At 63.2% G+C, this 19257-nt stretch carries 13 protein-coding genes; 2 read left to right on the top strand and 11 right to left on the bottom strand.

The genetic code is table 11. The features are described 5' to 3' along the window. Nucleotides 1-84 precede the first annotated feature (84 nt). On the top strand, nucleotides 85-774 hold the full coding sequence (locus KUV41_RS07150; RefSeq protein WP_222237212.1) for a response regulator: 690 nt from the start codon (nucleotides 85-87) through the stop codon (nucleotides 772-774). A 186-nt stretch (nucleotides 775-960) separates the two neighbouring features. On the opposite strand, the gene KUV41_RS07145 is transcribed toward KUV41_RS07150, so the two are convergent. The 6 genes from KUV41_RS07145 to ptsP form a co-directional block, all read right to left on the bottom strand. After that, nucleotides 961-2364, bottom strand: a complete 1404-nt coding sequence (locus KUV41_RS07145; protein WP_315900561.1) for a hybrid sensor histidine kinase/response regulator — start codon at nucleotides 2362-2364, stop codon at nucleotides 961-963. Then, the gene (nosP, locus tag KUV41_RS07140) at nucleotides 2348-3580 is read right to left on the bottom strand and encodes a nitric oxide-sensing protein NosP (RefSeq protein WP_222485274.1); all 1233 of its coding nucleotides are present in this window, start codon (nucleotides 3578-3580) and stop codon (nucleotides 2348-2350) included. Before nosP ends, KUV41_RS07145 begins: the two co-directional genes overlap by 17 nt. Nucleotides 3581-3692: 112 nt before the next feature. After that, nucleotides 3693-4259, bottom strand: coding sequence for an antibiotic biosynthesis monooxygenase (locus KUV41_RS07135; RefSeq protein ID WP_222485272.1), 567 nt, complete (start codon nucleotides 4257-4259; stop codon nucleotides 3693-3695). A 356-nt stretch (nucleotides 4260-4615) separates the two neighbouring features. Continuing rightward, the gene (locus KUV41_RS07130) at nucleotides 4616-6373 is read right to left on the bottom strand and encodes a PTS fructose-like transporter subunit IIB (RefSeq protein WP_222485270.1); all 1758 of its coding nucleotides are present in this window, start codon (nucleotides 6371-6373) and stop codon (nucleotides 4616-4618) included. Next, nucleotides 6370-7371: a 1-phosphofructokinase family hexose kinase gene (locus KUV41_RS07125; RefSeq protein WP_222483523.1), complete on the bottom strand. Its 1002-nt coding sequence runs from the start codon at nucleotides 7369-7371 to the stop codon at nucleotides 6370-6372. The genes KUV41_RS07130 and KUV41_RS07125 overlap by 4 nt, the downstream gene beginning before the upstream one ends. Then, nucleotides 7368-10259, bottom strand: a complete 2892-nt coding sequence (gene ptsP / locus KUV41_RS07120; protein ID WP_222485263.1) for a phosphoenolpyruvate--protein phosphotransferase — start codon at nucleotides 10257-10259, stop codon at nucleotides 7368-7370. Before ptsP ends, KUV41_RS07125 begins: the two co-directional genes overlap by 4 nt. Before the next feature lie 429 nt (nucleotides 10260-10688). Between ptsP and cra the strand changes: the two genes are divergently transcribed. Continuing rightward, nucleotides 10689-11693, top strand: coding sequence for a catabolite repressor/activator (gene cra / locus KUV41_RS07115; RefSeq protein WP_206939788.1), 1005 nt, complete (start codon nucleotides 10689-10691; stop codon nucleotides 11691-11693). Between the two features lie 128 nt (nucleotides 11694-11821). Here cra and KUV41_RS07110 read toward each other — a convergent pair whose 3' ends face one another. The 5 genes from KUV41_RS07110 to KUV41_RS07090 all read right to left on the bottom strand — a co-directional run bounded on the left by KUV41_RS07110 (nucleotide 11822) and on the right by KUV41_RS07090 (nucleotide 19202). Further along, nucleotides 11822-14002, bottom strand: coding sequence for an ATP-binding protein (locus KUV41_RS07110; protein ID WP_222485261.1), 2181 nt, complete (start codon nucleotides 14000-14002; stop codon nucleotides 11822-11824). A gap of 251 nt (nucleotides 14003-14253) precedes the next feature. Further along, the gene (locus tag KUV41_RS07105) at nucleotides 14254-14769 is read right to left on the bottom strand and encodes a molybdopterin-dependent oxidoreductase (protein WP_222161733.1); all 516 of its coding nucleotides are present in this window, start codon (nucleotides 14767-14769) and stop codon (nucleotides 14254-14256) included. 232 nt (nucleotides 14770-15001) lie between these two features. Next, the gene (locus KUV41_RS07100) at nucleotides 15002-15820 is read right to left on the bottom strand and encodes a DUF2189 domain-containing protein (protein WP_222485731.1); all 819 of its coding nucleotides are present in this window, start codon (nucleotides 15818-15820) and stop codon (nucleotides 15002-15004) included. Nucleotides 15821-16167: 347 nt separating this feature from the next. Continuing rightward, a complete protein-coding gene (locus KUV41_RS07095; protein ID WP_206939805.1) occupies nucleotides 16168-16596 on the bottom strand; it encodes a universal stress protein in 429 nt (142 codons plus the stop codon). 11 nt (nucleotides 16597-16607) lie between these two features. Beyond that, the gene (locus tag KUV41_RS07090; protein ID WP_222485259.1) at nucleotides 16608-19202 is read right to left on the bottom strand and encodes a TRAP transporter permease; all 2595 of its coding nucleotides are present in this window, start codon (nucleotides 19200-19202) and stop codon (nucleotides 16608-16610) included. Nucleotides 19203-19257: the final 55 nt, after the last annotated feature.

Genomic DNA, 19257 nt, shown 5'->3' with positions numbered 1-19257 from the left:
CCCGGCATGCGACATACTGCCCTGGCAGGAGAGTGCCTCCTCCTTCGGTAGGAGGCTCATCGTGAAGAACGCGGAGAGCCCGACATGTACAGCCTGATGGTGGCTGACGATCACCCTCTGTTTCGCGACGCCATCACCGCGGTGATCCAGGCAGGACTACCCGGTGCCTCGCTGCGCGAGGCGGACTGTTTCGCCGCTCTGGCCCAGGGGTTGGATGCCGATGACAATGTCGACCTGGTGCTGTTGGACCTGAACCTGCCCGATGCCTCGGGGCTCGATGGCCTCGATACCCTCAGGCGTGCGTTCCCTGGCGTGGCAGTGGCCGTGCTATCGGCCGAGAGTGACCGAGCCACGGTACTGGGGGCGCTGGATCTAGGCGCGGTTGGATACCTGCCCAAATCCACGCCTCGCCCGGACCTGCTGGCGGCGATCAAGCAGATTCTTGACGGGCAGATCTATCTGCCTGCGGATATCATGCGTCGGCCAGCTGAGCTGTCTGCCGTCAGGCCCTCTCCCGCCCCCGCGCAGAGCACGGCCACTCCCGTGGACGTGTTGAACCAGCTGACGATAAAGCAGCTAGAGGTGCTCTCACTGGTCATTCGCGGAGCCTCCAACAAGGTCATCGCACGGGAGCTCGAGATCGCCGAGACCACCGTCAAGACCCACGTTTCAGCCATTCTCAAGAAGCTCGGGGTCAGTAGTCGAGTGCAGGCCATCCTGGCCGCCGACGAGTCTACCCTCTTGACCTGCCTGGCAAACCGAAGGACCCGCTAAGGCGCCGACTACGACGCAGCCAGGTTTTCAGACAGCCGTGACCAGGGTCCGGAAGAAGACGTAGGGAAGGGCAGCACACCGTGCGCCAAGTCAGCTGCGTCACTTCACTCAACCAAATAAAGTGCTACCGACACACCCCCTCCCTACCGTCGCGACACGAACCTTCCAGTGGCTCCCACGCTCGCCTCAACTCAAGAGATGCACCAATGCCTGGCGTAGCCGTAGCGGTTTCACCGGCTTCAACAGGCAGGTGATGCCCTGCTCGCGACAGCGGCGCTTGATGGCGGCGTCGTGGTTGGCCGTGATCAGAATCGGGACGATACCGCGCCCGCTGGCGGCAAGACGCTGGGCCAGGGAGAGCCCATCTTCCTCGTCATCGGCCAGGTGATAATCGATCATCACCACCCTGGGTCCCGCAGGGGTATCAGGCGCAGCCTCTGCACTGTCCAGGCTTTGCTCAAGTTCGCTGACTTCAAGCGCCAGCCGCGACTCGCAGCCCCATCCGCCCAGCAGCGCCCGCATCCCGTCGAGAATGGCGCGGTCGTTGTCCAGTACCCAGACCAGGCTGCCCGCCAGCACCTCTTCCCCGGGCAGGCGCTGTCTGTCGGGCGTCTCCAGCGGCGTCGGCACCGACTCGACAAGGGGAACCGTGACCGAGAACAAGGCGCCATGCCCGGGCCGGCTGACCAGCCGAATGGGATGATCCAGCAAGCGCGCGATGCGCTCGACGATCGCAAGTCCAAGACCGAGGCCGCGCTCCTGCGCCTTGGCGTCGGCATCACCACGCCGAAACTCGAGGAAGATGTCCTGCTGGCGTGCTGCATCGATGCCTGGTCCGGTATCGCCGACCACAATCTCGAGACAGGCCGCTCCACCGATCTGCCGACGCCGACAGCCCAGCAACACGCGTCCGGACTCGGTATAGCGCACCGCATTGGACATCAGGTTACGGATGACGCGGGCCAGCAGGGCCAGGTCCGAGGCGATCCAGGCGCTGCTGGCGACGTAGCGCAACGCCAGCCCCCGCGCCCCCGCCATCTGGCGGCATTCTTCCGCCAGCACGTCCAGCAGCTGCGCCACTGAAAAGGGAGCGATATCCGGCGTCAGCACGCCCGCATCGAGCCGCGAGATATCCACCAGCGTCCCCAGCAGCAACTCCACATCCGCCAGGGAGCGATCGATGCGGTGGACCAGGCGACCGGGCTCATGGCCTAGCTGCTGCTCTTCCAGAGCGCTGGCAAACAGTCTTGCTGCGTTCAAGGGTTGCAGCAGATCGTGGCTGACCGCCGCGAGAAAACGTGTCTTGGAGGCATTGGCCGCTTCCGCCTCGCGCCGCGCCTCCTCCAGCCGCGCATTGGCCTCTGCCAGCTCATCGAGGGTGCGGTGCAGCGTCTCGGTACGTTCGCGCACCTGCTCCGCCAGCAATACGGCGTGTTCGAAGGCGCCATAGGGCGCCGACCCCATGCCCGCCGACTCGACGCGTTCCATCAACGCCTGACAGATCTTGCGCAGTCGCCGGTTCTCTTCCTCCAGCTCGTGTTCCAGCGCCGTCGTCAAGGTACTCGGCTGTCGCTCACCGGCCAGATCCAATCGCCACCCCCGTGAAGGTCTGATTGACGTGCATGCCATGGTGCTGTTCGCCATAGGTGTTGAAGCCGAGCACCGATGCCCCGGACAGCTGGCGGGAGGCCTCTGCCACCTGATCGAGGGCTTCTATCTCGAGGCGGCGTAGAAAGCAGTCGCAGCCGATGATCAACTGCGGGCTGCCTAGCCGCTGCCGCAGTCCGCCCAGGGTGTGCTCCAGCGCGGTGAGAATGGGCTCGGCAGCCATCGCGGTCAGCACGATGCCGGTTTCCACCGCACAGTAGAAGCTGAGACTGCCGTCGGCATTGGCACGCTGGATGGAGCGCACGTAGTAGGCATCCCCCAGCTTGACCGCCAGCGGGAAGCGGGCGAACACCCCTTCATCGAGCTGGCTGGCTGGCACTCCCACCCACCGCGCGTACTCATCGACAGCGGGCAGCGCATTGAGCTCCAGCACGCGCCGCCCCTCGGCGTCGGCACGGGTCACCACCAGCTTCTCCCTGCGGGCCTTGAGATGGTGGGACGAAAACACCTCGAAGGGGTGGTGGGTGGTGATCAGCACGACCACCGCAGCACCACTGTGAAAGCGCCCTGCCGTAAACACATGGGTATGGGCCAGGTGATTGTCATCGCCCGCTGAACCGCCAAAGCTCGGAATACCGCCAAGTGCGGCGTCGAGCGTCGCCAGCACCTGCTCTTCACTGGCCGACAGACCATCGAGCAGTGTCAGCGCAAACGCCTCTCCCGGCAGGCGTCGTCGCGCGCTGCTCAAGAGCGCCTCGACCCGACGCTGCGCGTCCGGCAATGTGACGTCGTCCAGCTCCTCGATCAGGGTCGTGGCGACGCCATAGTGCCGACGATCAAAGCCGATGGCCACGATGGAGCCGCGGGCATAGCCTGTTGGCGTAATCTCCCCTGCGCTGGTACACCCGGCCACCGGCAGTTCACCAAACCTGGCGTCGATCGCCTCGGCCAGCTCGTCCAGCGGGTATTCGGCACTGACGAAGAACAGCACGAACCCAAGATCGGGGTGATCGAGTCCTTGCTTCAACTCCTGCGCCGCAACCCCAGGCCGGGGATCGCGACTACATGCGACGCTCAGGCCAAGCGCCTCGTGGTCGCGCGCGACCGGGGCGGATATCCCGCTATCCGTCCCACGATCCGTCTCACTGTCCAGACCGCTGTTCAGACCGCTATCCAGACCACTATCCCTATCCGCCATTGAAGGTCCTCGGCTCCTGCCCACAGGGGCGCACGGCGTGTCACGCCGCGCTCCCTTGAGTGTAGGTGCCGCCAGGGTCACGACTCAATGCTCTGGTGTGAACTCGGCTGGCTCAGCTTCGACGTAGCTTGAACCGCGCCAGGCGCCGCGTGGGGGCCTGCAGCCAAGGCGCCAACAGGCGCGTGGAAAGGGGGATGAAGAGGAACACCATGACCGGCGTCAGCATCAATGTGCTGGCCAGCACACGAGGCACCATCGGCAGTGTCGCCAGCGCATCCCCCAACCCCCACTGGAACATCAGCGACACGGGAAAAAACGCCAGCCAGATGGCGATGGCCTGCTTCCAGCGCGGGGGGACTCTCGGTCCAGGCGACGAAAACCAGCTGTCCAGTCCCACCGCGCGGCGTTCTAGCGGAGCATCAAACAGCCCGGCACCACGCTCAAGCCAAGCGCGGCGAGAGGCCGAATGCTCCCAGCGGGCCAGGGTGTCGGAGTCCTGAAAGCGAAAGATGATCTGGTACTCGTCGTCCCCGGGAGGCGGTGCCAGGATGCCGGAACCAAGGTAACCGGGAAAATCCGCGGCAAGTTCACGGCCTTCGTCGAGCCAGACGGTAAAGTCGTGGTAGCGGCCTCGTGCGACGCGGCGTGCCACCATCAATGTGACAGGTTTGCTTGACATGGGATCTCCTCATCAACCGGAGTCGCCGCGCGATCAGCGCCGAACGCCTCCAGATACCCAGGGTAGGGGTTACTACGGGCCCGGTAAGGCCCACGCCGCGGCGGCTAGGGTAGTCAGCGGCAGCGGCAACGTCGGTACATGCTTTATCAAGCAAAATCCAAGCCATTATGACACAGCGCCGGTGGGCGTCATCTTTCTCTTGGCACCTTCGTCAAATGACAGTTTATCTTCTCGAAAAAAATCACTTTTACAGAAAAAAGGCCCGACCCACTAAGGGGCCGAGCCTGACCATCGCACCGACAGGACCCTTCGGGTCACATCAATGCACCACACCTGTGCAGCGTGTCACCTTTCCATCAGCTGCTTTCGCCGACGGGCATGGCAGACACCTCACTGCGTTTGATCGCCGCATAACCAAGGCCTGTCACCAGCGATCCGGCGACGATGGCCAGCAGGTACCACAGCACCGGCGTGATGGCGTTAGGGATCAGCAGCACGAAGACGCCGCCATGAGGTGCCATCAACTTGGCCCCCACCAGCATGGAGATGGCCCCGGTGATGGCTCCACCCAGCATGCTGACCGGAATCACTCGCAGCGGATCCTTGGCCGCAAAGGGAATGGCGCCTTCACTGATAAAGCACATGCCCAGCACAAAGGATGCCTTGCCCGCTTCACGTTCCGCATCTGCGAACTTTCGCCCGGCCACAAAAGTGGCAATCCCCATGCCAATCGCAGGCACCATGCCAGCCGCCATGATGGCCGCCATGGGGGCATAGGTTTCCGAGGCCAGTAGACCCACGCCGAAGGTATACGCCGCCTTGTTGACCGGTCCGCCAAGGTCAAAGCACATCATCGCGCCGAGCAGGATTCCCAGCAGCACCGCGTTGGTGGATCCCATGCTTTCCAAAAACGAGGTCAGGGCTGTCAGCAGCTGTGCCACCGGCTCGCCGACCACGTAGATCATCACCAGCCCCGTTACCAGGCTCGCGACCAGCGGGATAATCAGGATCGGCTTGAGCGACTCGACGCTGGAGGGCAGCCTGACGTAGCGCGTCACCGCCTTGGCCACGTAGCCGGCCAGAAAGCCGGCAAGGATGCCGCCAATAAACCCCGCGCCAATGTTCGAGGCCAACATGCCGCCAATCATGCCGGGTGCAATGCCGGGTCGATCGGCGATGGAATAGGCGATGTAGCCGGCCAGCACCGGCACCATCAGGGCAAAGGCGGTGCCACCACCTATCTCCATCAGCGCAGCCGGTAGTGTGCCCTCTTCCTTGAACGCCTCGATCCCGAAGACAAAGGACAATGCAATCAGCAGACCGCCGGCCACTACCATGGGCAGCATGAAGGACACACCGGTCAACAGGTGCTTGTAGACCCCCTTTTCCTTGAAACTCTTGGCGGACTCGGCCTTGGCCTGCTCGCCACCACTTTCAAGGCTCGCCTCCTGCAAGGCAGCCTCGATCGTCTGACGAGACTTCTTCAGGGCGTTGCCGGTGGAGGTGCGATAGATCCGCTTGCCAGCAAAACGGCTGGGGTCCACTTCGATATCACAGGCCAGAATGACCACATCGGCGCTAGCGATCTCCTCAGACGTCAGCTGGTCCTGAGCACCCACCGACCCTTGAGTCTCGACGCGAATCTGATGACCCGAGGCACGCCCCGCCTCCGCCAGTGCCTCGGCCGCCATGAAGGTGTGCGCCACCCCAGTGGGACAAGCGGTCACCGCCACAATACGCGCACTGATTCCCGGCTCCGCGACAGCGCCCGCTGACTGCCCCTCGGCGCCGTCATTGAGCGGTGTAAAAACCTGCGCATCACGCGCCGCCTTGTCGAGAAAGGCATCAGGATCGCCCAGCGCGTCGGCCAGCTGGCCGCGATACAGCCGCTTGCCGCTGAAACGATGCGCCCCTGCCAGCGGCTCGCCGACGGCGATGACCAGTTCAGCCGCGGCCAGGGTGTCGTTGGACAGCGCCTCGACCTTGGCCAGGTTCGAATGCATCTCTACGGATACCTGCCAGCCCTTAGCCTTGGCTGCAGGCTCCAGGCGCTGAGCCGCCAGATAGCTCGTGACGCTGCCACTCGGGCAGTTCGTCAGCACAATCACATTCATGCCATTACTCCCCGGGCTTCGACGTCATTGCGGCGTCGCACCCTGGTGTCGGAAAGAAGATCGGAAAAGTCGCCGGCGTCGCTACATCCGACACCGGTATGGCGCACCGCTTCGGCGGATAGCGCCGTGGCGAATCTCAACGCCTGCTCGGCAGACCACTCGCACAGCACCCCATGGAGCAGTCCGGCGAACAGGGTGTCTCCGGCACATACGGTGTTGCTGACCTTGACGGCAGGGGGAAGCGACTGCCACAGCCCCTGCTGACCCAACCAGGTCACTCCAGAAGCCCCGGCCGAGACCACCACATCGCCGACGCCGGCAGCGAACAACTCCAAGGTCGCCTGGTGGATGGCGTCATCACCGGGCAGCGCACGCCCGGCCCAATCAGCCAGCTCTTCCACATTCGGCTTGACCGCATCGGCGCCGGCCTTGACCGCGACTCGCAGAGCTTCACCGCTGGTATCTGCCCACACCGGGATCCCGGCGGCCTTGACCCGAGAGATCAACTCACCCAGGGCCTGGGGGGCAATTCCCGGAGGCAGACTCCCTCCAATCATGACCGCCGCAGGCCGCAGCTGAGGCTGGCTCAGGCGCTGATCCAGGGTGTCGAGCAAGCGTTGCCAATGCTCTTCCTCGAGCGCCAGCCCCGGCGCATTGATGTCACTGACGCGACCATCCTGCTCGGTCAGCTTGGTATTGATACGGGTAGCCCCTGGCAGCCGCACGAAGGCGTCTTCGACCCCCATGTCGGCAAAGGCGTCGACAAAGGCGGCGTCGTTGTCCTTGCCAAGGAAGCCGGTCACACACACCGGATGGCCCAGCGCGGCCAGCACTCGCGCCATGTTGACGCCCTTGCCCGCCGCGGTCAGTTCCACCGATTCAGCGCGATGCAGGGCGCCCGGCACCAGCTGCGCCAGCCCTACCGATAGATCCAGCGCGGGATTGGCCGAGATCGTCAGCACCGGGGCCTTGTGGGCCTCGTCCTGGTTCCGGCTCATTGCTGGGCCTCCAGCGCGCGGCGCACGTCACTGGCGGTGGGCTGTGCCAGAGACAGGGCGGCGAGCTCGCGCGCCTTGTCCATCGTCACACTCGCCAGTCTGGCCTTGACCATGGGTACCTGGCGCGCGCTGACCGACAGCTCGTCAATGCCCAGGCCTGCGAGCACCGGGATCGCCTGGCGGTCACTGGCCAGCTCGCCGCATACACCGACCCACTTGCCATGGTCATGAGCGGCTTGCACGGTCATTCGAATCAGCCTCAATACCGACGGGTGCAGGCCATCGGAGTCAGCAGACAGCTCCGGGTGGCCCCGGTCGATCGCCAGGGTGTACTGGGTCAGGTCATTGGTCCCGATCGAAAAGAAATCGACCTCTGGGGCCAGGCTCGGCGCCAGCAAGGCGCATGAGGGAACCTCGATCATGACGCCCAGCTGGAGCGATTCCCCGTCATGACTCACCCCCAGCGTCTCCAGCACCTCATCAAAGATGGCGCGGGCAGCGCGAAACTCCGCCACATCCTTGACCATCGGCAGCATGATGCGCAGCGGACGGCCTGCGGCGGCCTTGATCAACGCGGTAAATTGATCGCGCAAGACCTGGGGACGCTTGAGGGCCAGACGAATGCCGCGAAGTCCCAGGAAGGGATTATCTTCCTGGGGCAGCGGCCAATAGGACAGGGGTTTGTCACCGCCCACGTCCAGCGTGCGCGCGACCAGCGGACGACCGTCCAGGGCGTCCATCGCTTCACGATACTCGCGCTCCTGGGTGGCCACATCGGGCAGCGAGGCGTGGGCCATGAACAGAAACTCGGTACGCAGCAGCCCGACGCCTTCCGCGCCGCGGGAGACGGCGTCATGTGCGTGGGCGGTATTACCCAGATTGGCCATCACCTCGATACGCTGGCCATCGCCTGTGCGCGCCTCACTGAAACGGGCCTCCCACGCCTTTTCCTTGAGCGCCTCGAGCTCTTCCATGCGCGACGCGAAGCGCTCGCGGCGCTCGGCCGTCGGGGCCGCCACGACCCAGCCCTCGTCGCCATCCAACAGCATGTCGGTGCCGCTGGTCAGCTGCAGCACGCCAGCGCCAGCCCCCACCACGGCGGGTATCCCCAGCGCTCTTGCCAGGATGGCGCTATGCGCCGTCGCACCACCACGTGCCGTGACGATGCCCCTCACCCGCTGGGTGTCCAGGCGAGCCACATCTGACGGGCCGATATCATCGGTGACCAGCAGGTAAGGTTCATCCGGCGGTTGCGGTAATTCGATCTGACACAGAATGCCCAGCACGCGCCGCCCAACATCGCGCAGATCCGCGGCACGTTCGGCCAGCAACCGATCTGCCAGCTGCTCCTGGGCCCGCGCGGCCACGTCGATCGCTTGCCACCAGGCCGCCTCAGCGGATAACCCTTCATCGATTCCCTCACGCGAGGCCTCGGCCAGTTCGGGATCATCCAGCATTTCCTGGTGCATCGAGAGGATTGCCGCGACCTCGCCGCCTGCGGTACTGCGAATCAATGCCTCGAGCTGATCGGCACCCTGCTGAATGGCATCGGCCAGACGGGCCTTTTCCGCGGCAGGGTCGGAGGCATGCTCGGGATAGTCGAAGCGCGGTGTCTTCAGCACGTACAGCGGCGCCACTGCCAGCCCCGGAGAGGCGGCAACCGCGGTGACAGGTTCATCCTCCTGGGGCACTGTCGGGACTTCGCTGTCCAACGTGTCTGCCGCCGTCGCCGCGGGTGTCGCTGTCGCGGTGGCAGTCAGCGGCGTAACGTGCTCGCCAAGACCGTCCGTGATGGCCTCGGCCAGCTGCTCCAGGGCCATTTCAGCGCCATCGCCTCGCGATGACAGCACGAGTTCCTGGCCGCGACGCGCACCCAGGCCAATCACCTTGGTCAAGGACGCCGCCGAGACCGGCTGGCCACCTCCGTCGGCCAGGCGTATTTGCACTGCCACCCCCGCTTCACGGGCCTTCTGCACCAGCACCTTGGCGGGGCGCGCATGCAGCCCATGAGCGTTGAGCAGCTGCACCCGCCGGCTAGCCACGCCACCGCCTTCGCCAGCCAGCAGGCTCAGCCAGGCATCGGCATCACCCTCGTCCAACTCAGGTGCCGGGGTCGACGCCAGGGCGTCGACCAAGGACAGGACCGCGTCTGCCAGTGGCCGACCCGCCTCCCCCTGGGCCGCAAGGCACAGCACGGCCTTGATCCGGCCACCCTGATGCTCGATGGCCGCGGCAGGGGTAACCACAGCCATGCCTGGCTCCGCCACCCCGGTGTCGCTGGCATACAGCCACAGACCATGGCCGAGGGCAGCAGGCGCTTGCTCAAGCACGTCCCCGACAAAGCGGCCATCGACCAGGCCGAGATGCCTGAGTCGCTGCGCACCCGCCAGCAGCAGGTCAAACATGTCCTGCCCGGCCTGGTTGAGCACCAATGTCTTTGCGTCGAGCCGGGCGCCCACCACCTTGCGTCCAAGCAGTGCCACCACCTCAGCGGCGGTGGTCGCCGCCGCCAGCTGCTGCGACACTCCCTCTTGGTCCAGCACATGGGTCAGGCTACGCAGAATATCGAGGTGCTCGTCGCTCTGGGCAGCGATCGTCACCAGCACGTGCACCCGCTGGCCATCGTGCCACTCGACCCCCTCGGGAAACTGCAATACCTGTACCCCTGTCTGCCGCACAGCCTCGCGACTGGCGGGAGTTCCATGGGGAATCGCAATCCCGTTGCCTAACCAGGTAGACGACTGGGCTTCCCTGTCGTGCAGTCCCTGGCGATAGCCATCTTCTACCAGATCGGCCGCCTTCAGCGCGTCGAAGGCCGTATCCAGGGCGTGGCGCCAGCTCTCGGCACGACAGTCCAGCAAGACGTCGTCGGCATTCAGCGTCAGCATCTGAAGTTCTCCTGGGCGAGGCACCTGCGGGCCCCACCGGTAATGAACAGTCACTAGGGTGATACGAGACAAGCGGGATCGCCGGGACCATGGCGTTGCTGGGCCAGCGAGCCTTGCCCCTGCTCGACCAGGTCTGGCGTTTGATCTGCCACAAAGCTGAACCTGTGGCTGACCCTGTAGCTGATTCCTTAGCCGAACCCAAAGCTGAATCGTGTCACCTCACCATGGCACAATGCTGGTACGATTCAGCGCATAAGGCAAGTCGGGTTTGTTAAGACTTTGGCAGGGGGCACCGCGACCGCCAACAGGTAGACTACCCCTGCGCGCATCTCGCGCAGGTACGTGACAGCGCAGGCATGAACCGGCGCCGCCGTCTTCCCGGCAACACCTACGCCGATACCGTGGCATCCACAAGAGGGAGTAAACCGCATGACCCTGGCCGAAATCGCTCGCTTGGCAGGCGTCTCTCGCACCACCGCCAGCTACATCGTGAATGGCAAGGCCAAGGAGCGTCGCATTCGTCAGGACACGGTGGATCGCGTCATGGCCGTGGTCCGCGAGCATGGCTATCGTGTTGACGCCCAGGCCGCCGCCTTGCGCAGAGGGACCAGCCGCATTCTTGGCTTGATCATTCCTGACCTGGAGAACTCCAGCTATGCCAGGCTCGCCAAGCATCTGGAACGAGGTGCCAGGGCCGCGGGCTACCAGCTGCTGATTGTGGGCTCCGACGACCAGCCGGACAGTGAGAAGGACCTGGCCCTGGCGCTTCGGGCTCAGCGCTGCGAGGCACTTATCGTCGCAAGCTGTCTGGAGCAGCCGGAAATCTTCTACGCCGACATGATGGCAGAGGGCCTACCCGTCATCGCCATTGACCGAGGACTGTCGGCTGACCAGTTCGCCAGCGTCGTCAGTGATGACGCCAATGCAGCGGAACAGCTGACGCGGTCGTTGATGACGTCCTCGGTAAAACGCATTCTGTGGTTGGACGCGGTGCCCCACCTGTCGATCACCGCCGAGCGTCGCGCCGGCTTCCATCGCGGCATCGAAGGGCGCGAGCTGGAGTGCACGCTGGCCAGCGGCCATCAGTATGCCCGGGAGGAAGGCGCCAGAATGCTTGGCGAGTACATGGATGCCAACGGGCTGCCGGATGCGCTGGTTACCGCCTCATACATTCTGCTGGAGGGTGCGCTGGACGAGTTGATCGCCCGCGGAGGGCTTCCCTCTCGCCTGGCCATGGCCAGCTTCGGTGACAACCGGCTGCTGGACTTTTTGCCGCTGGCGGTCAACTCCGCCGTCCAGGATCACCAGACCATCGCCCACAAGGCCCTGGATCTGGCGTTGGAAGCGGTCAATGGACGCTATAATCCCCAGCGCACCGTCGTACCGCGCCATCCGCGCTGGCGGCGGCCGTTGCCCACCAGTTACCGCTCTTGACAGCGTCCAGGTCATTGCGCGATACGCGGATCACTCCTCAAGGATGACTTGCCCTTGGGGCGTAACGCCACTGTCGCTCGCGCCCTAGCCAATGCCATGTCAGAGCCAGGGCCATGCCGGAGCCAATGTCATGCCAACGGGAAGCGGTACTGGCTCCGAGCGTAGGCCTCCAGGGTTCGCTCCAGCAGATCGGGCAAGCTGTCGATCACACCCCGCGCTTCCGTGGGTCGCCCTTCCCTGACCCAGAATTCCAGGGCTTGGGCGGCTTCCGCCACGGCCTGGGCTCCGACTCCCGCGGCTTCGCCGCGAAGCTGGTGGGCAAGTCGCGCCAAGGGTTCATCTTCGCCCTCGCGATAGGCCCGCTCGATATCCGGCAGCCGGGCTCGCGCCTGACGCCCGAACAGCTTGACCAAGGCGTTTCTGCGCTCGCCGCCCAGGCCCTCGTCCAACGCATCCAGTGTCTTGACGTTGATCAGCGAGGTCGCCGCGCTCGCTCCCTCGACAGCATGCCCCTCTCCTTGCAGATAGCGCTTGAGAACGCTGAGCAAGGTGCCCATCAGCAGCGGCTTGTTAAGGTAGTCATTCATACCGGCAGCCAGGCAGTCTGCCTCATCATGGCTGGCTCCACCTGCGGTCATGGCCACGACCGGTACGTCCCGCCGCCAGTCGGCAAAGCTACGCAAGCGCCGCGTCACTTCTCGACCATCAAGGTCCGGCATCTGAATATCCATCAGAATCAGATCGAAGCGACGCTCGCCGCACAGTGCCAGCGCTTCCTTGCCACTGGCCGCCAGGGTCGCGGCGCAACCCAGGCGTTCGAGCATCGCCATGGCCACCTCCTGGTTGACCAGGTTATCTTCGACCACCAGCAGATCCGCTTCGGCCAGCTGCTTCGGGGCCACCCGCGGGCGCCCGGTGGGGGCCGCCGGCATGGCACGCTCGTCCTGCTCACAGGCCACCAGAGGTAAGCTGAACCAGAATCGGCTGCCCTTGCCCCAGCGACTATCGACGCCGATCTCTCCGCCCATCGACTCCACCAGCCGTTTGGAGATGGCAAGCCCCAGCCCTGTCCCCCCGTAACGCCGTGCCACCGACGCGTCACCTTGCCTGAACGGCTCGAACAGCTGGGGCAGCAGCGAGGCATCCACACCCTGACCGGTATCGACCACATCAAACTGGATCCGCTCATCGTCCAGCCGCGTCACGGAAAGACGCACCATGCCGCGTTCGGTAAACTTGATCGCATTGGCCAGCAGATTCAGCACCACTTGGCGCAGCCGCCCGGGATCGCCTTCAATCCACGGCGGCAAGGTGTCATCCATGTGGCTCAGTAATTTCAGCCGTTTGGTCAGGGCCTTGGGACGGAAAAGATCGAGGGTTTCTTCCACCAGCCGGTCCAGCTGCACCGGCTGCACGTCCACTTCCATGCGGCCGGCTTCGATCTTGGAAAAGTCCAGAATGTCATCGATCATGCCCATCAACTGACGGGCACTGGAATGGATCGTGCGAGAGTAGTGATCGGCGCGTTCAGGCAGATCAAGGTCGCTTAACAGCTCACTCATGCCGATGACGCCGTTGAGCGGGGTGCGTATCTCATGACTGACGGTGGCCAGAAAATCCGACTTGGCCTGGCTGGCAGACTGGGCCCGCCGTGCACTGATCTCCAGCTCACCGCTCAAGGTCTCCAAGGCCTTGCGAGACGCCTCGTTGTCCCGCGCTTCCTTGAGCAGCACAGTAAGCATGACGCCCCCTGCCAGGGTCATGCCCAGAATCATCACCAGCAACAGCACATACAACCACTGGAGCCGCTGACGCTCCCCGGTATTGACCTCGGCCAGGTAGCCGTTGACGGCCATGATCAAGCGCTCGGTCTCCGTACTCAGGCGGACCAGTCGCTGATCGAGGAGGGCCACGGTATCGCTGTCCAGTGCTGACAGCACACTCACTTCTGCGTCCAGGTCTTTCATCAGGTCAGTGATCAAGGACAACTGACGGCGTGCCGCTGGCGCTTGCTCCAACAACTCACTGATATCGCTATGCTGAAACAGGTTTAAACGGCTGTAGAGCAGATCAAACTCCAGCCTGAAATCGGCGACCCCATGCGCTCCATGTTCGCCAAACAGCAGAAGGTTGCGAAGCTGTACGGTGTCCCGGTCCAGCCTGTAACTGTGCCAGGTCACGTCTTCCATCACCCGGTGGGCCAGATTGTCCTGGCGCCACGCAACCAGCCCGATCACCACCATGGCGGCGGCAAAAAAGGCCAGCGCGGCCACGGCGCTGAAGACAAGCCGAAGCGGATAACGCCTCATGCAACGCGGACGCCCAAGACGCCCTCCTCCCGCCACGGGCGCACACGCCTACGCCGCAGCGAATGACGACACGAGCCGACGATGCCTCTGCTGGCTGCTGCTCTGACTGCGGTTACCTCAACGACGTGCACGCGCGGCACTGCCTCCTTGCAGGTCTGCAAACCACCTCCCACCACACTTTGCACCACCGACTCCTCATTGCCTGGCGTTCGACGTACCCGCCCGAGGCTTGTCACCACAGCGCATGGGCCTTAAGGCACCTCGATCGCATCCACTTGCCACACCGAGCGAAATTGGATGGTTTCGTTGTGCAACTCAGGGTGGTCATCGAAGGGATAGAGCACAAACAACGGGCCAAAATTTCGCACCGACATGACGTTATCGTCCTGGGACATCGCCAGTATCACGTCGTAGCGCTGGGCATCGGACACCGGAATATCCGCCACAAACCCGTTCAAGGCATGCACCCGAATGTGCCCAGCCCTGACGCCCGCCAATTCGAGGACACTGCGCAGAAGCGGGCCCTTGAAACGACTCGCCTGACGGTGCCAGGGGGTATCGGTCGTAAGCTCCCGCCCTTCAAGTTGCTCGAGCATCTGACGATCCAGCCACAGCTGATTTCCCACATTGGCATTATCGATGTCGCCTGACATCTTCAGCAGTACTGGCCCCTCTGGAGCAGGCAAGGAGTGGGCGTGCCCCACACCCGCTACCAGCAACATTCCCAACAGCACGACCACTTGGCGAAAACACCCTGGCACCCGCATGACCTCTCCTGACACGTTACGCAGGTGTAGAGTACGTCATCGCGTACAAAAGGTCAGTCCAGCAAGCGGCCCCCGCCTTTGCTGATTCAAGAAAACTGGGCCCTGAACAGGAAACAAGCCCCTTCGCCGCTGCGAATCACTCTCAGACGCCAGACCCAGGCACCAGACCCAGGCACCAGACCCAGGCGCCAGATGCGGGCGCTGATCCCTGCGCCGGCGCCTGCCGTCAGGCTCAGGCGTCGGACTCGTCTACCATTTCGCACACCACGAGATCCTCGTAGGCGTGCCAGCTGGCGTGCCCCAGCACCGGCAAGATCAAGGCCAGCCCGATATAGAAGGTCGCCATCCCGATCAACACACAGCCGGTCAGGATAGCCGCCCACAGCAGCATCGGGCGGAAATTTCTGGCCACCGAGCGGATGCTGGCCTCGATGCCTTCCATGAACGTCAGGCCCTGATCCATCAGCGTCGGAATCGCAACCACACTGATCGAGAAGGCTCCAAAAGCCAGTACACAACCCACCGCCAACCCCACGGCCAGCATGCCGAACCCTTCAGGAGTAGTCAGCAAGGAGGCATAGACGGTTGCCGGATCAGGAGACTGCAGACCGAAGAACAGCGCGAACAGCAAGGTGGCCAGGCGAATCCAGGCGAGGAAGAAGATCATCATCATCACGCCCATCATCGCCAGCTGGCCGCCATGACCGCGCCAGGCGCCAAATGCATCCCCCAACGTCGGTGATCGGCCCTCTTCCAGGGCGCGACTGGTCCCGTAGGACCCCACCGCCACCAGCGGGCCGATAAACATGAATCCGGCCACCAGTGGCAACAGCCAGTGCCACAGGCCCATGGTCAACGCGCCCGCCGTGACGGCGATACTGAGCCCTACCCAGAACATGCCGTAAGACAGGCTGACGGCCGTTGCCGCCCTGAAGTCCTCGAAGCCGGAAGCCAGCCATGCTCTTGGCCGTCCCATACCGACATTCTTGATGGAGATCTTGACCCTGGCGCCGCTTGCCAGCTTGTCCCGCCGTGAAGCTGCTGCACTCATCATCTTCACCCCCTCTACCAACGGCTAAGGGCTTGTACTATCTGCCCGTTATGCCACCAGTGATTCCATCGGTTGTTGCACAACCGTCATGGGAGTCTTAGCGCCTGACAAAGGGGTATTTCGCGCTCCTAGGCGCCGGTCGACTCTCACTTGACTGTAGTTGATGGGCCGGGGCTTCGCCTTGAACCTACGCAAGCTTACGAAAAAGCCACGTGCCTGCGACGGCACTCACTCGCTCGTCTTCGAGGCCGAACCGCAGAGCTCACATCAAGGAAGAGTGCAATAAAAAGCCCCCTCACAAGGAGGGGGCTGCGGATAGCGGTCTATCACCTGGACCTGCCGGCGTCTCAGCGAACGATCATCACCGAACACTTGCTGTGGTGCACCACATGCTCCGCATTGGGGCCTATCACGTAGTCAGAGAACTTGCGCTTGGTATGGGACGCCATCACGATCAGGTCGGCATCGATCTTCTTGCCGACCTTGATGATGGCCTCCCATGGGGACCCATCGACGATGATGGCCTGAGACTGGACGTCATCAGGCACGTGCTGGTCGATGAACTCCTTCTGAGCCTTCTGCAACGCTTCCCGCGCCTTCTTGGCAAAATCCTTGGGAAAATAGGAGCCCACCAGCGGCATGCGATAGTCCGGCAGGACCGTCACCAGGTGCAGGCTGGCCTCAAAGTTCCGACACAAGGACAGCGCCACCGGCAAGGCGCGCTCCCAGGAAGAGGGCTCGTTGAGATCGACCGGCAACAACAGTTTCTGATACATGTCAGGCCTCCTCAGACCGTAGCCTCGGTGGAATCATGCGAGCGACGACGGCGCTGCGCCAATACCACAAAGGCGAACAGCAGCAGCGCCGGGAACCAGATCAACTCCTTCGGCCAGCGATCCACCGGCGCCTGAATATCGACGATCTCCTGATCGAAGTCGAAGCCGAGATCCGATGCCTGACTGCCGTAGGTCACCATGTCGACCATGGCACGCCCATCGTCGATGTATAGCTCAAGGCCGAGGTTGAGCAGCCGCTCTTCTCCGCTCTCACCCTCGACAACGGGCAGAGTCATGTAGGTGGTCAGAGGATCACCGAAGGCATCTTCGCCCTTGACCTGGATACGCAGGGTACTGTTTTCGTCCACCTTGCCGTAAGTCTCGACAAATTCAGACGGAGCAATACTGCGGTACGGGTCATGGATCATGTCCATCCAGAAGCCCGGGCGGAACAGGCTGAATGCCACCAGCAGCAACAGGATGCTCTCGTACCAGCGGTTTCTTGTCAGCATGTAGCCTTGGGTGGCCGCGGCAAAGATCAACATGGCGATCGTCGCCACCACAAACACCAATACCCCCTGCAAGGGCGCTACATCAATCAACAGCAGATCCGTGTTGAAGATGAACAAGAACGGCAGTGCGGCCGTTCTCAGGCTGTAGTAGAACGCCTGGAACCCGGTACGAATGGGGTCGCCTCCCGAGACCGCCGCGGCAGCGAAGGAAGCCAGCCCCACCGGCGGAGTGACGTCCGCCATGATGCCGAAATAGAACACAAACAGGTGCACGGCGATCAACGGCACCAGCAACCCGTTCTGTTCCCCTAGCTGCACGATCACCGGTGCCAGCAGCGCCGACACCACGATGTAGTTGGCGGTCGTCGGCAGCCCCATCCCCAGAATCAAGCTGAGCACGGCAGTGAAGAACAGGATCAGCATCAGGTTGCCCATGGAAAGGATTTCCACCACGTCCGCGAGCACCAGCCCCACCCCGGTCTGAGACACGGCACCGACAATGATGCCGGCCGTCGCCGTGGCAATACCGATACCGATCATGTTGCGGGCGCCGGTGACCAGGCCGTTCCACAGGTCCATGCCGCCTTCACGCAGGTCCTTGGCAAAATCGCCGCGGCCACGGAAGGCGTGCATGATCGGACGCTGGGTCAGCATGATGAAGACCATGAAGACCGTGGCCCAGAAAGCCGACAGCCCAGGCGAAAGACGCTCCACCATCAAGCACCAGATCAGGACGATGACCGGCAGCAGATACTGCAGACCCACCATGACCGTCGGGCGCGTCTGCGGCAAGGTGTAGATAGGCTCGTTGGGGTCATCCAGCTCCAGCTCAGGATATCCCGCTGCGAGCTTGAGCAGGGCCACATAGACCACGGCCAGCGCCACCGCAACGACCCAGGGAGTGGCATCGCCCAGCACCGGTTTCAGCCAGCCAAGACCGTAGTAGACGCCCAGCGCCACCACCATCATCAGCAGCAGGCCACCGAGGAACCCGATCACCTTGCGCACCAGAGGCTTCGGCGGGTTGGAGCTTTCCAGGCCCTGCATATTGGCCTTGAGCGCCTCGAGGTGAACGATGTAGATCAAGGCAATATAGGAAATCAGCGCCGGCAGGAAGGCGTGCTTGATCACCTCCACGTAGGAAATACCGACGTATTCCACCATCAGAAAGGCGGCCGCCCCCATGACCGGCGGCATGATCTGGCCGTTGACCGAGGAGGAGACCTCCACCGCGCCCGCCTTCTCGGAGGAAAAGCCCACACGCTTCATCATCGGAATGGTGAACGTGCCGGTAGTCACCGTGTTGGCAATGGAAGAGCCGGAAATCAGCCCCGTCATGCCCGAAGCCACCACGGCAGCCTTGGCCGGCCCGCCCTTGTAGTGGCCCAGCAGAGAAAAGGCGACCTTGATGAAATAGTTACCCGCGCCAGCCTTGTCCAGCAAGGCGCCAAAGAGCACAAATAGGAAGACGAAGCTGGTCGACACCCCCAGGGCGATACCAAACACGCCTTGGGTGGTTAGCCACTGATGATTGACCAAGCCATACAGACTGACACCGCGATGCGCCAGAATGCCGGGCATCCACGGGCCTGCCAGTGAATAAATGATAAAGATCGAGGCAATGATCATTAGTGGCGGCCCGAGCGCGCGCCGAGTCGCCTCCAGCAACAGCACCAGACCGGCCACACCGACGATGACGTCCTGCAGAATCGGTGCACCAGGACGCTGGGCAAGCTGCTCGTAGAACACAAACATGTACGCGCCGGCACAGGCGGCAAGAATGCCCAGCACCCAATCCTGCAAAGGAATACGATCGCGCGGCGAGCGCTTGGTGGCGGGATACGCCATGAATGCCAGGAACAGCGCAAAGGCCAGGTGTATGGAGCGCGCTTCGGTGGCATTGAAGACGCCAATGCCCGCCATGAACGGCAGCGGCGAGGCTATCCATAGCTGAAACAGCGACCACGCTGCGGCAACCCCCACCAGCAGTTTGCCTGGTCCACCCGCCGGATTGCGCGAGCCTGAGTCGCTGGAGGCGACCATGTCCTCAAGATCCACTTCTGCCGCCGTGGATCTTTTGTTGTCCTCAGTCATAAGCGTGCCCTGCCTTGGGAGAGGAATCGTGATGATGGTTGGCCGCGGCCACCAT

It is taken from the genome of Halomonas sp. DP8Y7-1 (assembly GCF_019801685.1).
GTDB classification, from domain to species: Bacteria; Pseudomonadota; Gammaproteobacteria; order Pseudomonadales; family Halomonadaceae; genus Halomonas; species Halomonas litopenaei_A.
Note: the sequence above shows the minus strand (reverse complement) of the source record. Positions and strands in the feature narration are given on the sequence as shown.

Coding starts and splice junctions, on each gene's coding strand:
- KUV41_RS07105 (WP_222161733.1), bottom strand. CDS start 14,769: ATGCGGGTGCCAGGGTGTTTTCGCCAAGTGGTCGTGCTGTTGGGAATG.
- KUV41_RS07110 (WP_222485261.1), bottom strand. CDS start 14,002: ATGAGGCGTTATCCGCTTCGGCTTGTCTTCAGCGCCGTGGCCGCGCTG.
- cra (WP_206939788.1), top strand. CDS start 10,689: ATGACCCTGGCCGAAATCGCTCGCTTGGCAGGCGTCTCTCGCACCACC.
- KUV41_RS07100 (WP_222485731.1), bottom strand. CDS start 15,820: ATGAGTGCAGCAGCTTCACGGCGGGACAAGCTGGCAAGCGGCGCCAGG.
- KUV41_RS07125 (WP_222483523.1), bottom strand. CDS start 7,371: ATGAGCCGGAACCAGGACGAGGCCCACAAGGCCCCGGTGCTGACGATC.
- KUV41_RS07090 (WP_222485259.1), bottom strand. CDS start 19,202: ATGACTGAGGACAACAAAAGATCCACGGCGGCAGAAGTGGATCTTGAG.
- KUV41_RS07130 (WP_222485270.1), bottom strand. CDS start 6,373: ATGAATGTGATTGTGCTGACGAACTGCCCGAGTGGCAGCGTCACGAGC.
- nosP (WP_222485274.1), bottom strand. CDS start 3,580: ATGGCGGATAGGGATAGTGGTCTGGATAGCGGTCTGAACAGCGGTCTG.
- KUV41_RS07095 (WP_206939805.1), bottom strand. CDS start 16,596: ATGTATCAGAAACTGTTGTTGCCGGTCGATCTCAACGAGCCCTCTTCC.
- KUV41_RS07150 (WP_222237212.1), top strand. CDS start 85: ATGTACAGCCTGATGGTGGCTGACGATCACCCTCTGTTTCGCGACGCC.
- ptsP (WP_222485263.1), bottom strand. CDS start 10,259: ATGCTGACGCTGAATGCCGACGACGTCTTGCTGGACTGTCGTGCCGAG.
- KUV41_RS07135 (WP_222485272.1), bottom strand. CDS start 4,259: ATGTCAAGCAAACCTGTCACATTGATGGTGGCACGCCGCGTCGCACGA.